The following is a 15,713-nucleotide window of genomic DNA, read 5'->3' as shown; positions in this document are numbered from 1 at the left end:
TTTTAATAGAAAACCACAAAACAAAATGGTAATGTTTCAAAGCTAGTGATAAGAGATTTTAGATTTCTACCTTTTGGAATTGAATGAATTTTAGGAATAAACAAAATTATAATCAATAGTACTCATGTTTTTTGTTTTAATATTGCCCGCTCCTCCCAGTGTTCCTAATGAAACGCTGTGCAAACGTCTTCGACTTTGCACAATTTTTTTGTAAATCAAAATCTCTTAAAGTCTCCCGACTTTAAATAATTGTTTGTGCAACTTGGCTTTGTTAAGAAAGGGAGAAGCAACCAAAGATTCTTTTGTTGGTTTGTAATTTAACAGCCTAACGATAGCACCAATGGGAGAACTTCAGAAACGGTTATAATTTAAAATAATAAAAACAAACGTCTTAATATTAAAACATGATTTCACAAAATTGCACTTTTACAGTAAATTGGGGATTCAAATTTCTTTTTTTAATTGCATTTTGGTTTCCGAGTCATAGATTGTATAGTCAGCCAATCGTTCAAACTGAAACGGAAATCCTGTTATTCAGGGCAATTTATGAAGGTGACAGCGTCAAGGTAGAACAGTTACTGCAACAAGGTGTTTCGGCAAATACACGTTATTTTACCAATGTAACCGCCCTAGGATATGCTGCTAGCAAAAGTAAATTAAGTATTGTTCAATCGCTGGTTAACCACGGTGCGCAGATTAACGCAGTAATACCGTTAACGATGTTGCCAAGAACTGCTTTGGGAGTTGCCGTTGTACAACAAAACCTGCAAATGATGAAATACCTGATGAGTAAAGGTGCTAAAATCGATGTAGAAATCTCTACAGAGGGATGGTGGGGAAGCGGAACTCCGCCTAAGATGTATTATAGTGCACTCACTCAGGCAGTAATGGCTAATAACCTCGAGGCGGTGAATTACTTATTAGAGTTTAATCCCGAGATCAACCGGGTAGCTACTGGTATGGAAGGTGATTGGGCCCAAGGAAAAACGCCACTAATGATTGCAGCCGCATATGACCATGAAGAGATTGCTTTGGCCCTGCTTAATAAAGGGGCAAAGGTGAACGATTTTGGTACAACTCTCTTTAAGCCAGGTCCTTGTTTATCACCATTGATGGAGACAGCCATGACAGGTAATACTAAATTACTAAAAGAGCTGATTGATCGTGGTGCTGATGTGAACGCGAAAGATGTGAATAACAATACAGCTTTTATATGCGCGGGGGCAAGGTCAAAAACGAAAGCAGCAGAATTATTGCTAAATAATGGAGCAATTGTGAATTCAGTAAACTCTGAGGGATTTAATTCCTTACTTGCGAGTATAGTCTTGCACCAACAAGATATTTACAGAATACTATCGAATAGGGCTTCTGCAATAGACCAGGTTTATCAGGTAAGAGGACTTCTTGGAATCCGACAGAACTGGGTGAAACCGGACACTCTTAAATTGATCAGTGATCTGGACTTTGCTCTTATAGAAAATGATCTTGAAAGGCTGCTTCTTGGGAAGGACAAATTCGTAGATAAGGTGAATATACTGGATCAACCCGAATTGTTCCAGCAACATAAAATTCAAAATATTGAGTTTACACAGTTTGTACTGAGCAAAGGAATTAATATTCATCAGAAAACATCCGCTCAAAAGACCGCAATACAGCTGGCCCAGGAGTTGAACCTAACTGAAACAATGGAACTTTTGTTAAATGCAGGAGCCGATGAATCAAGCGTGCCTCCTATTTTTTTATTCAAAATGGCGATAGAGAATAAAAATATTAATAAACTAAAGGCCTATACAAATAGTCACCTAGGATCACTCAGCGCTGTAGATAAGTGTGAGCTTATATCGTGGGCAGTGTGTACTGGAAATACTACAGCATTAAGGTTCCTTTATTCTAAGGGCGTAAAGCCGGATTGTGCTGACAAATTGGGGATAACACCCTTACACAATGCTGTGTTTACGGGTGACGAAGCTCTTGTAGATACCTTGTTATTAATGAACGTAAATAAAAACAGGCGCGATAAATATAATGTGCAGCCCTTTCATATTGCCAAGCTTCTCAATAAAACGAACATTGCCCAAAAGGTAAAACCCGATTCTCTATATGTGCTTACTGTGTTTGAAGTGACTAAAAGTATAGCTGAAACTGAATTAAAAGACCTTATTGTAAAAGATGCATTCAAAGGAGGGCAAATGAATGACGGTACGATATATGTGTATTCATCGGCCATCGAAAAGAATTCAACTGTACGGAGCCCGTTATTGTCCTGGCTATATCAGTCCCATAACGATAGCGCTAAGCTAAAGTATATTGAAGGCTTATTGAGCCGACCCTTTCTCGTTCTCAATCCAAATGGATCGAGCATAAATTTATTTAGACAAAATCAAAGTTATAACTCATATCCAGTAATGCGTTTTACGGGTGAGGCTGAGTATAAAAACGGGAGAAATAATACTAAGTCTGCATCGATCTCAGGAGCTTATAAAGTTAGAGAGAAGGAAGATAAGGAGGATTCGTGGGATGCACCAGCCTCCAGTATGATTGAGATATCCGGAACATTGACAAACTGGGTTGGCTCGCGGGCTTTTTGGGTCGGCTCCAGTGCGTTTGCCGCTGCCGGAGGAGGATGGGATAATCACTGTATCACAGTAATAAATGGAAAGTGTTATGGTTTTAAAGACGCGGATGCCACTACAGCATGGGCGAAATATTCAATAAAAGGCGAATATAAGATACCGAAGGTTACTCTTTTGGATAATAAGTTCAATGTGTCGTTCCCAGGTGTGAAGGTAATCAACGAACCTAATTGTATACCTGTAAAGGTGATTCAAAACGGACAAGAAAAAATAGTGCAGCCAGGAAAAACGATGGAGTTTAACCGGCAGAACGGAGATATTACTATTATTGATGAATGGAACGATAAAGTTGAAGCCACCGGAAAGGGTAGCGACAGCCGGCTTAAGCATTCAACATTTACAGTAGTATTTCCTCCAACAGAAGATATTGAAAGCCCTTTGTCGGGAGGAGCGATTTTTGAGGACCGGTTAAGAACGTATTGTCATATTAACTCTCTTCGGTACTGGATGGAGCAAAGAGCCGATTCACTCAGCGGCGTGGAATTATATTCATTAGCTACACATGTACACCTGTTGTCAGAGAAGGCCCGCGATAGGTATAAGAATGTGATTAAGGCTGAATTGATAGGTGTTGTGGATTTTTTTGAGAACACACAGCTAAAAGACCTGAATAACGCTCTGCTTTCGCTGGTTGAAATGAATAATGTAGAAAAGCCTGATATTATTAACCGATTAGACGCTATTCTTAATTCGAGCAAAACGGATAGCATAACCAAAAAGGCGATACTTGTAATACGCAATCAGATAGATGATCTATCAATGAGCGATGCGTTGCTTAAATTGAGAGAGTATAAAAAGGATTACCTCACCCGCTTCTATAAAAAGGTAGATTCCTATAATCTGCTTTTACTTGAATACTGCCTATACATTCCTAACGAGCAAATAAAACAACAGTTATTACTGGACCGTATTCCTGTATTTAACGAACATCTTCAACAACCTACTAAAGAGCGCCTTAATATATGAGTAAGTTACGTTTACGATTTGTCTTTTTACTACCTCTTTGTTTAAGTCTCAGCAGCTGCGGGCCAAATTTCGGGGACGAAATTTACGATTGGGTAAAGAACAACGCGCGCAGTTATTCGGAGAAGCTGACGCGGGCGGATTTACGGGTGAGATGGCTTAACCAGTTTACGGAATCTTTCCGGACAATTTCCTATTACCAGGAACAAATAAACTGGGAATTGGCTAAACTAAAAAAGGAACTAAATACTATTGACGAGGAGCCCTCTAATAAGCTGGAAAAGGCTTTGCGGCAATACGACTTGTGCGTCATGGTTTCGAATGAGTTAATAAGAATTAAAGAACTGGTGGATGAGACTGACTATTTATTCAAAGAGCTGGATAGCATTGGCAGTATTAAACAATTTGAAGATGCGGGCTTAAGAGCTGTGGGAAAGGAAACGCTTCTCCGCTCATTTTTCGAGATTGGCTCACAAAGCGAAGAGATCAATAAGCTGCGGTACCAGAAACTTTTTCATGTCAAATATTCGCTGGTAATTGGTGATGACGGGAAGGTAGACCAGCAGGCAGCTCCGAGTGAAAATGGCACTGGCAGCTATTCAGGCGACAGTATGGGGGAATCATTGGAAAAGTTTTTTGCTAATTTTCCTGTTACGGCACCATTTTATGCTATGTTTGTTGAAGACGATATTAAAAAGCAAGTGGAAAGGGTAAAGGACGCCCTTAATCTTTTCGATAAGTTAAGTCTGACACCTAAGGATCAATTCATTATTTCGCAGGAATACCTGAAAGAGGCGCGTGACACTTATAAAGATTATCGTGTAAAAACGCAGGATCTTCAGGCAGTTCAGAAAAGCACATGGAAATTGTTGTGGCAGGTGACTTCGACGTACCGATATAATGCTGAAACGGCAATAGCACCTTATAAAGCCCGCCTTGCAGAAGCCGAATTTCTCGGCAGTGAGGAGATACAGCGTATAATGGACGAAGAATCGCGGTTTACTATGAAGAATGAAATTATCAGTATGCTTTCGCAGCTGGTAAAGCTTCGCGGAAGTATCACCAATGAGGATGACCCATTTAAGAAGGTTGAATTGACGGAGCGGTATGGTGACGCCTGCGTGGAAGCGGAGTGTATCTTAACGAATTTACACGGCCGTATGGATCTTGCCCCAATATATACCGATATTGAAAGGTATCAATCGAAGGTGCAGGAATATAAAAAAGAATCTATCCTATTAAAAAATGAGCTTGTTATCAAATAAACGATCCAGATTATATGTTGTGTTACTGCTGCTATATTCCATAGAAGGATTTACACAGGTGTATATTAGCGGTCCGTATACAAATCCTATGTTTACTATTGGGTTCAATAATAAGTCCTTCATAAGAACTCAGCCCTCCAACCTGCTTTATAATTTCCATGATGGAGGGCTTGATCAAGATGTTTGCGTGCCACAGGTTAATTTTGAAATTCCAACAAAAGAAATGTTGAGGAATGTGGGTGATAATATGGATAACAGGATTAATTCTCTTCATACGCAAGAAGACGGTGTTCGTGCCAGCATTGCGATGAAAATGCCTTCTATACTCACTCACAATCAAAAGCAGATTGAGCAAGGAAATGTTTTGAAAAACGATCTGCAAATTATAGCAAATCAACCTCCGATGGTTTTGGACAAGCTTCGCCAGGATCAACGGGAAGCTTATGTTAAAGGCGTTCAACAACAAAGGAGTGCTTCGGAGAAAGAACTGCAAAGTGCGATGAGCAAACGCAAGTTGTCGCAGGAAGCTGTATCGGATCTTAACCGAATAAAGAATGATCTTCTTGATGAAACAAGCTGGCACTCGAGTGATTGGGCACTTATATCTTCATTAGTGGCTTCGAATATCAATGCTCATTCTAATTTGATATACGATCTCCTATCGATTAATCCAGCCGTTTCTAATAACCCTGTAATCGGTACGGTTTCGGAGATTAAAGCTCTCTTCGAAGAATCATTGATAAACGGGACTTTAGATCCCTCAGTTATACGAAATGGATATATTAAAGCCCGCTCTATTGACGCTCTTACGGCCGGTAATGATTTATTGGGTATGACCAACGCTTTTTACAATTATGGCAAAAGCGTGGCGGATATGACAAGCGCACCAGACGACCAGAAAGCAATGAGGCAGGAGATAAAACAGCAGCTTTTAATGATTGAACAGGAAATAACAAAGTACAACCTGCGGATAGAATCTACCAATGCAGTTATAGAGTACCATAAATTTATACAGGAGGCAATAAAGAATTATTTTAAAATTAATGGTATTAAGGAAGATGGAACACCAGCGCCAACTCTAAAGGATCTTCCGCCACTGCAGCAAATCACTCCCGGAGGTTTCACGGGAATTTCCCTGAGACTGCAAGATCAGGTATTCGGCAAAGAAACTTCCTATACCGATCGTAGTATAGCCAGCGAAAAAGCAAAGACAGAAAGCGACTTTACTCGCGCTCTTGATCGAGTGAAGGAATTCACTTCTCATGGGCAACCAGACCCCGTTTTCTCCTCATTGAGCAGTTATGAGGAAACCAAACGGCAGGCAGAAATGTGCATACAATATGCAGGTAATATAACCCGTGATATTGAAAAGATAAAACGAGACTATCCGAATACTGACACAAAACTAATTATGGAGTGGCTGCAGGCCGGAAAGGAACTTCGTTATATGGCGGATCAGTATTTGCCGTATTCGGATAAGCAATTTCGATTTACTACAGTAGATATGGATTTGCTTAGAAATGAGATTACGCTTGCTATAAATTATGTGAAACAAAATGAGCCAATACCTGATTACGCCTGCAATATTTACACCGCAACATTGCTTAGTAAAATATACGGTGTAGATCCAAGCTTATTTAAACATAAGAACGGGGATTGGTTAAATGCCAGCGAAATTGCAGCACGGGCTTCAATGGAAGCGCAATTTAATGCTATTGGAACGGCGCTTAACCAAGGAAATCTGGATAAAGCTGCCTATCTGGCTACAATAGGCAAGCCGGTAATTGCCGTTTATTACTCGGTAACCGGACATGGACACATCAGCCTTCTTTTGCCTGGATTAAATGCTGGAGCAGCTTTCAAATCTAGCTCATGGGATATGTGGGTTCCGTTGATTACGAATTATTCTTTAACGACCTCCGGAGAATGTACAAATTGCTTTATGGAAGGGAAAATGTCGGATGCTTTTTCGAAGAGAAAGGCAGAGACTACAGTACTTTATTGGATTGGAAAATAGAAATAAACCAATTTCTTCCATCAGTCGAGCAACAATTATCTGTGCTGTGTTATTAGGTTTGATATTGTTTTAGATCTGCTGAAATTTTAGATTTAATTTTATTTCTGGGTTTATATTGCTTTTTTGGAGCTGTTCCCGCTATCCGCTCCAATCTTCTGCGCCGAACACCGGCGAAGAAGGATTTCCGCTTCTATCGGGGCTAGGGTGTCTGATTTGATGATTTTGGCAGATGGGGGACAGTGCGTTATGGGCTTTCCTTTTGAAATAGTAATTGGTGTGCCGCTTGGCGATATTAAATGGGTTTTTTCCGTAAAAGGTAAGCCCGAAACAAATCGGGCTCATTAACATAATTCTAAATTTCTGTGTGCTGCTTGATTCAGCCAGCTTTTTTTGCAGTGTTATGCAAGGCTTTGTCCAATAGGCAGGCGGGTGCTCAGCACAACCCTGTTCCAAAGGTTTATCGCAATTACGGCGGTTATGATATCTGCAATCTCGGATTCGCTGAAAAACTGCAGGGCATTTGAATAGGTCTCATCCGAGAGCCCTTTCTGATGGATCAATGTTATCTCCTCGGTTATCCCCAGCACTGCTTTTTCCTCTTGTGTAAAAATATCGCCGGCTTCCCTCAGAAATAAATCAAATGTAGTATCAGTAGAACAGCAAATTAATAAGTAGTTTAATAAGAAAAGTAATCTTCCCATTCTTCGAATAATTTACATGTTTTCTAATTTTGAAAAGAGATGGGATCCGTATGCAGTTTCGGACCTAATCATGGGAGATGATGATTTTGCTACAAATGTTGCTGTTTCAGAATTTAAAGTGCCACGATGTTGCCATAATCTTAAATCACTAATACTTCTAATATTTTTTGAGTTAGTAATCATTGGAACCTTATGTTTTTAAATCTCTTTATGCAATGTTATAATTAACTGCTTGAATCTTGATAATATTGGTCCGAATCTTAATGCTTAAAATGGGTCTCCTCGTAGATTTTATGCTATTAAATTAGCAGGAATAATGTGGGCTATCGGTCAGATTTTAAATATTTCATCTTTTTCAAAATCTTCAAATAGTTACGGTCTAAGCTTTTAGCCACAAAAAAGGTGTCAACTCCAAAAGAAACCTAAAGAAAAATTTAAGAATAATATATTTTGGGGAAGTCTTCTGCAAGTAGGAGATTCAGAGTGCATTTACTAAACGAAATTTTTTTTTGTAAGAACATTTAGGTTCTGTTATTTTAAAATATGTCAGAACAGTTAATTGTTGTTTATTTTTATTGATTGATAAATATTGTGAATAATTATGTGTTTTAACTTAAAAAGTGTTTAATAAATATTTTTTATATTTTTTTGTTGTTTATGTTTTAAAAACGCGTATACTTGTAGTCATTTTGACTGTTAGTTTTTTTGTAGGATTTTGAATTTTTATAACGAATAAAATATATGAGAAAAACATTTTTACTTTTATTTGCTTTTAGCACCCTACTGATAAAAGCACAGCAGAAAATTACATTTGGTTATGATAATGCAGGAAACCAGATTAATAGGGTATTATGTGTAAACTGCAGTGCCAAAACTGCAGTGGCAAATGAAGAAGTTTTGGTTAGCGAAACTGAAATATTTTCTAGAGATGATTTCTTTTCTTATTACCCTAATCCAGTTAGAGAGGAGCTTTATTTATCATGGAATACCTTGAATGATAAAAAGATCAATTTAATTAGTGTATACTCTATTTTGGGTCAGCAGGTGGCTGTATATGATGTGTCAAAAATCAATAGCTTATCAATTTCTTTTCAAAATTTTCCATCGGGAGTATATTTGGTTTTAGCAGATTTTTCTAACGGAGAAGAACAAACGATTAAAATAATTAAACAATAATTTTCGTATGAATAAATTTTACTTTTTTTTATTTTTTTTCATTGCAAATATTTGTTTTTCTCAAAGCTTTCACGACAGCCAAGGTAAGCTTGAAATTACTAATTCAGGACAAGCAAATTATACAATTCCAATCGCTATGCCTCCAAGCATTAAAAATGTTGGGCCCGTGGTTAATTTAGTTTATGCCAGTGGGCAGATGGGGGGAATCGCTGGACAAGGCTGGAGTATTAACTCAATATCTAATATTAGCCGAATTTCAACAAGAAGAGATATTGATGGATATGTGGATGGAGTAGATTTTGATGAAAATGATAAATTAGCAATTGATGGACAGCGATTAATTTTAAAAAGCGGGATATACTGGAATGATGGATCAGTGTATGAAACAGAAGTCCAATCTAACATCAAAGTTGAATTAAAAGGTAATGGAAGTTCAATTTATTTTATTGTGACTGCTCCAGATGGATCCCGTTCTTGGTATGGCAATTTTGACGGAGTGGGCGGCTACGATTCAAGCGCATTTTACATTGTCAGGTTTGAAGATGTAAATGGAAACTATATAAAATACTCATACAGTAACCCATTTAATAAAACTCTATGCATTGATGAGATTAAATTTAGCGGTAATACTGGCGGCGCAGCTCTTTTGAACAGTATTAAATTCAATTATAAGCCAGCAAAAAGGAATGAGTCAGCATATATAAAAGGTTCGAAGATTGAAAAGGCAGCAATTTTAGATTTTATTGAAGTAAGAACAGGGGGGCAGCTCTTTCGCAAATATCAGCTTACACATATTTCCGATCCTCAGCTTTCGTATGAGTATGTCAGTAAGATTCAGGAGTTTAATGGGGCACTAGAATCTGCAAATCCTATAGAGTTTGAATATAAAACTACACAGAGCAATAATGCAAATTCTGAGACTACAATTTCGTATTCCAATAATCTTGTTTTCAATGATATTGATTTTTCAGGTGATTTTGATGGCGACGGCCATTTAGATTTTGTAACCAGTAATGAAGTTTATACTAAAATGTTTCAAGGTAGTGCGGGAACTGCACCTGTTTCAATTACCAGCCTTCGCGGGACAGAAGGTTTTTTCGGCGCAACAACGATTAGCAGCGGAAAACTCAATCAGTTTCAGTCCTTGGTTACAAAGAATCTAAGATATTCTGTCCAGCTAAAATTTGATGTCTATAATCTTGTAAATAATACGCCAGTTTTTAGTTATGGAAAAACGTTAGCATCTTTTAATGATAATCTTATCTATAATACACTTCCGTACGAAGTGCATAATGCTCAATATGTTACTGAAACGGAAGCTGTCTCTTGGGGATTATATTCAAACCCAGATAGATATACTGTTACAAATGGTCCACTTTCTAATTCTAATACCAGCTTGTATAAGGAATTCTTAGAAGGTGATTTTGATGGGAATGGTATTTCTGAAGTATTAGTGTTACAGCCAACAATTGAATATCAAACAAGAATAACGAATTATTATCTGCAGAGTAACACTACAGTTCCTATAGCAAAATTGACAGATACATTTATTAAACCCTCAGGTGCAATTCATGCATACATGGTCAATTTGGATCCTTCTGCGGGTACCGCTCAAGGATCGAGCGGATTTGTAAAACTTGATACCTCTAGCAATATTTTATATGGAGAGACAAGACTTGTAGCAGATTTTAATTCAGATGGCAAATCCGATCTATTGGTAATTACTGCGGGTAAGGAATATAAAGTTATAACATTCAAACAGCTAACTTCAGCTCCTTGGGTACAAATGGAAGTGATAGGCGAAGGAATTTTAGATTTATATTCCAAAACCAAAACGCTTCTCATTGGAGACTACAACGGAGATGGCAAATCAGATCTTATGATTCCTGATACTGAAGGAGGCTCAGGACAAATGGGTTGGAGTATTTACTATAGCAATCCAAACCCTTCAGGAGGTCAATTTTTTGTTAAAGAACAGCATAATATTGTTGAATATTGGCCCGATACCAAGGACACATACGATCACAAGCAGTTTAATAAGTATTATGCGTTGGACACAAATGGTGATGGAAAAACTGATCTGGTTAGGGTTTGGGAAAAGATTTACCGTCCTAATCCAGTTACTGATGCTCAAAATTATGACACGCAATGGATCGTATCAACTTTTGCTAATAATATTGGCAACACTTCCATTACAGGAAATAAGTTTACGGCGGAATATACTTCACCCTGTTATGGAAGCGCACCTCTTCAAATCTGCAACCATAATAATGATTCTCCTGATTTGCCTTATCCTATAGTATCAAAATATAAATATATGGGGGCAAATACTGAACTTTTGATGGTAAGAAATCATCATAATCAGCTTACCTATGTTAATTTTACCAAAGATGTAAGCCAGGATATTCTTATGACAAAAGTAACCTCTTCTGTTGGAGCTGTAAGCGATGCTATTTCTTATGCTGCCATTGATCCTGGAGATTCGAATAATGGATTTGGAAACTTAAATGAATTTTATTCATCATCTCAAAGCGTTTCATATCCAAATGTAGAAATAAAGAAAATGCCAAACTCATATTTAGTTTCCATGGTTGCAAATACTTCTGAGGGAACTACAAAGTATCAGGATTTTAGATATAATGGCCTTTTAGTGAATTTAGATGGTTTGGGCCCTTTAGGTTTTATAAAAATGGCGAGAAGTGCATGGTACTTGAATGGATCTGCCAAAAGAGTCTGGAATGTTATTGAAAATGAGCCTGGTCTTAGAAATGCGATTAAAAGAACATATACTGAGCTGCTTAATGCCGGAAATGCGTTTTCTTTTGTAAATTCTGGAAATCCTTCAGGAATTATCAATTCGTCCGTTAACAGCTATATATCATCTGCTTCAGGTGGCGTTTATACTCTGCTGTTGGATAATAAGGTAACTTCTGATTACATTACTGGAGTTTCAACTAAGGTGAGCTATCAGTATGATAGTATTTATAAATTGCCTTTGGTAACCAAAACAGAAAATTTTTCTGGGAGCACTCTACAGGGGACTATTACTACAACTGAAAATTTCACCCATAATCCTTCAGGAATTGGAGCCGATTATTTTATTGGACGCCCCTCTGATCTGAAGGTGCTTCATTCAGCCTATGGAGATACATTTGAAACTTTTGAAAAATATACTCATACAGGAAATAAGATCAGTAAACTAGAAAAAAAAGGAAATACTGCGAATAATGTTTATGTGACTGAAGATTATGAGTATGATATCTATGGCAATTTACTAAAGAAGACACTGAGTTATCCTGGTGCGCTGCCGTTGACTCCGTCAAGAATAGTGGAGACTACTTACGATGCGACAGGGAGATTTATTAAAACGACGAAAGATATTGAGGGTTTTGTTTCCACTAATAATAGCTATCATCCTCTGTATGGTTTAGTTACTTCGCGCACAAATCCACAAGGGGCCCAAACAGTAACTGTATTTGATAATTGGGGCAAAATATCTAAAGAAACAGATTATTTAGGGAAAAATATTAGCTATGCCTATTCAAAAGCATCGGGAGAATATTCAATTACTCAAACTGGTGATGACGGCATGCAAAGTTTAACTGTCAGTGACGCTCTGGGGAGGATAAAAAAAACAGGAAAAAAAAATATAGATGACACTTGGTCCTACAAAAATACAGAGTATGATTTTCTGGGAAGGAAAATTAGAGAAAGCGAGCCATATAATTCTGGAAGCCCATCATTATGGAATACTACTTCATACGATGATTATAATAGAACCCTTTCAACTGTAACTGCAGTTGGGAAGATTACCAATATAACATACAATGGTCTCACCGTAACCGCTTCAGATGGAACAAAAACTACCAGTTCAACCAAAAATGCTAATGGAGATGTTGTCAGTGCATCAGATAATGGCGGTCAGATTAACTATAATTATTACGCCAATGGGAATGTCAAAGATTCGGAGTATTTAAATACTAAAGTCAGTGTAAAGTACAATGAATGGGGTATAAAATCTGAACTGACTGACCCATCTGCAGGAACCTATTTATATACCTACTATCCATCTGGAGAAATATGGGAAGAAACGACACCAAATGGTAAAACTACATACACCTATAATTCGTCAGGAAAAATTTTATCTAAAACCATATACGGAGTAAATACAGATAATCAGACCAGCTATAATTATGACCCTTTAACAAAACTACTTGCATCAAGTACATTTACGGATAATATCGAAGGGAAAACAATTTCATATTCCTACGAGTATGATTCTCCATACAGAAGATTAACAAAAACAATTGAGGCCACACCTTATGCAAGATTTGAAAAAGAGATACTTTCTTTTGACGATTTCGGAAGGGTAAGCACAGAAAAATTTACTGTAATAAGTGGAGGCAAAACGAGCTCTAAAACTATTACTAAAAGATATAAAAATGGCTATTCTTGGGCATTATTTGACGGGAACACCCGTCTTTGGATGAATAATACAGTAAACGCCAGAGGACAAGTGACAAATGAGAGTTTAGGGAATAATATTAATGTAAATAATTCCTATGATCAGTACGGATATATTACGGAGAAAAAAAGTGTTTTAGGTTCATCCAATGTAGTATTGCTTACTACCCTTTTTGATGCTCCAACAGGAAACTTAAGAAGCAGAAGCTCAAATCTTTTTTATCAGTTGGAGGAATATGGATATGATAATTTAGACAGACTTACTACCCAATATATTAATGAGGAGTTCATAAACAGTACTTTCAGTACGAATAGTACGGAAGGATTTGAACCTCTAAATGGTGCAAATGTAAATGCAAGTGCCGGACAGCTTAGTATTCAGGCCACTGCAGCAGGCTCAGGGCTTAAAAAAAATGTTATTTCTAGTTTGGCGGCAGGTGACCAGTTAATTTTAAATTTTAAAGTGCAGAGGGTTCTTGCTGCGGATAATTTAAATGTATATGTTCAGGAAATAGATCCCACAACTGGTACTGGTATAAAATATTTGAAAAGTGTAGTAAGCACCTCAAGAGACGTGTATGTACAGCATACTGTTGTTTTAGGCGGAAGTACTCTTCTGCTGACAATTGAGAAGCAGAATACAACTTCTTTAAATGTTTTTCTTGTTGACAATTTTACAGCTTTTAAAAAGATTACAGTTTCACAGGCTTATGATAATAGAGGAAGAATAACTTCCAATCAAACTGGAACTTATAATTATACTAATTCCAGTAAATTATATCAAAATACATCAATAATTGTTTCTTCTGATGCTTTATCTTATTATCAGGGCAGGCAAACTCAAAGCATAACTTATAATTCTTTTAAAAGTCCTTATGAAATTACTGAAGCGGGGATAGATAAAATAAGTTTTACTTATAATGATAATAATGATCGCAGCAGTATGTTTTATGGCGGTATAAATGCAGTGAAGACACAGAGGCCAAATAGAAAAGACTATTCTTTTGACGGATCGATGGAAGTTAAAACTGCTTCGGGAAGCGTCGAATTAATTACATACATAGGTGGCGATGCATATACGGCTCCATTAATGTTGAAAAGCGATGGTACAACGGAAAATTATTTTTATTTGCATAGAGACTATCAGGGAAGTATTGTTGCTATCACAAATAGTTCCGGCTCTATTGTTGAAAAAAGATTGTTTGATTCATGGGGCTTAATTTTAAAAATTCAGGATGGCTCGGGGAATGCTCTTTCGCAGTTGGCTATTACTGACCGCGGTTATACTGGACATGAGCATCTTCAAAGTGCAGGTCTAATTCATATGAATGGTAGGCTATATGACCCTATCATCCGTCGTTTCCTTCAGCCTGATAATAATATTCAAGAGCCATACAATACTCAGAATTTCAACCGTTATGGATACTGTCTGAATAATCCATTAAAATATACTGATGTCAGTGGCGAATTGTGGGGAATGGGAGAGCTTTTGTCAGCAGTCGTCATCGGGGCAATTATTTCTGCTTCCACTTATGGAGTCATGGCAGTTACAGGACATGTGGATTTTACAGTTGGCGGATTGGTGAAAGCCACTTTTATGGGGGCTTTAAGCGGTGCTGTAACTTTTGGAATAGGTTCTGCGACTCTAAACATTTCGAATTTTTATCTACGGGCAGGCGCACAGGCTCTGCTGCATGCTGATTTTCAGGGAATGATGGCAGGGGTGCAAAATGGCAATGCAGTTTCAGGTATGGTTTCAGGGGCGTTAAGCAGCATTGCATCAAGCGCGTGGACGGGAGGCGGAGCAGACAGTGCCTATCATGGAATGGGTAAGTTTGCAGAAAGCAAAGGGGGGATGATTCTTTTTGGCACAATTTCGGGAGGCGCGGGTGCAGAACTCTCTGGAGGCAATTTTTGGCAAGGAGCCGCAACAGGGCTATATGTAAGTGCATTAAATCATGGAATGTCTCATTTTCAAAAACAAAATGTTGATATGGATAAACTAATTGCATCCTATCCTGGAGATGAAACTAGCCAGATTTCATCAACCCAAGCTTTTGATATTGGAGGAACTGTAAAAGATCATTATGATCAATATGTTAAAGAGCACCCAGGGGAAGCTCCCAATGCATGTGCACTCAGGGTTTCAATAGCTTTTAATAAAGCAGGCTATCATATCAGATACAGCAAAGGTAATACCTTTACAGATAAAGATGGTTTGAATTATTATTTAAGTTCAGAAAAAATGGCTGAAAATCTTCCCAAACAGTTTAATTTAACGTTGAGTAAAACCACTAAAAATTCTTCGTTAAGTGCATTCAATAAAATTAAAGGAATATATTTTATGCAGCCAATTTCTCCAAAAGTATTTGGAGCATTAGGCCATATCTCTTTATGGAATGGAAGCGCCGTTCTAGGAGGACATTCTTACGCTGATTCCCCTCAGTTTTATCAGGCAACGCTATATTATGTTAAATCAAATAAACCTTAAAAA

At 37.6% G+C, this 15,713-nt stretch carries 6 protein-coding genes; 5 read left to right on the top strand and 1 reads right to left on the bottom strand.

Translation table 11 applies throughout. The features are described from left to right. Window positions 1-404: 404 nt before the first annotated feature. Genes BM289_RS03275 through BM289_RS03265 form a run of 3 tightly spaced genes read left to right on the top strand, consistent with a single transcriptional unit; the run spans window position 405 to window position 6,878 of the window. Entirely contained in the window at window positions 405-3,599 is a 3,195-nt protein-coding gene (locus BM289_RS03275; protein ID WP_091490817.1) for an ankyrin repeat domain-containing protein, read from the top strand. Continuing rightward, window positions 3,596-4,861 (top strand): hypothetical protein, encoded by a 1,266-nt coding sequence (locus BM289_RS03270; RefSeq protein ID WP_091490815.1) that lies wholly within the window; start codon window positions 3,596-3,598, stop codon window positions 4,859-4,861. The genes BM289_RS03275 and BM289_RS03270 overlap by 4 nt, the downstream gene beginning before the upstream one ends. After that, on the top strand, window positions 4,842-6,878 hold the full coding sequence (locus tag BM289_RS03265) for a hypothetical protein (protein WP_143102035.1): 2,037 nt from the start codon (window positions 4,842-4,844) through the stop codon (window positions 6,876-6,878). Before BM289_RS03270 ends, BM289_RS03265 begins: the two co-directional genes overlap by 20 nt. A gap of 398 nt (window positions 6,879-7,276) precedes the next feature. On the opposite strand, the gene BM289_RS03260 is transcribed toward BM289_RS03265, so the two are convergent. Further along, on the bottom strand, window positions 7,277-7,579 hold the full coding sequence (locus BM289_RS03260) for a carboxymuconolactone decarboxylase family protein (protein ID WP_244165314.1): 303 nt from the start codon (window positions 7,577-7,579) through the stop codon (window positions 7,277-7,279). A gap of 741 nt (window positions 7,580-8,320) precedes the next feature. Between BM289_RS03260 and BM289_RS03255 the strand changes: the two genes are divergently transcribed. Beyond that, window positions 8,321-8,755, top strand: a complete 435-nt coding sequence (locus BM289_RS03255) for a T9SS type A sorting domain-containing protein (protein WP_091490812.1) — start codon at window positions 8,321-8,323, stop codon at window positions 8,753-8,755. Window positions 8,756-8,762: 7 nt separating this feature from the next. After that, window positions 8,763-15,710 (top strand): T6SS effector amidase Tae4 family protein, encoded by a 6,948-nt coding sequence (locus tag BM289_RS03250; protein ID WP_091490810.1) that lies wholly within the window; start codon window positions 8,763-8,765, stop codon window positions 15,708-15,710. Window positions 15,711-15,713 lie beyond the last annotated feature (3 nt).

This window comes from Flavobacterium phragmitis (genome assembly GCF_900112575.1).
GTDB lineage: Bacteria > Bacteroidota > Bacteroidia > Flavobacteriales > Flavobacteriaceae > Flavobacterium > Flavobacterium phragmitis.
The sequence above is the reverse complement of the archived record's forward strand: the minus strand, read 5'-3'. Positions and strand labels throughout refer to the sequence as shown.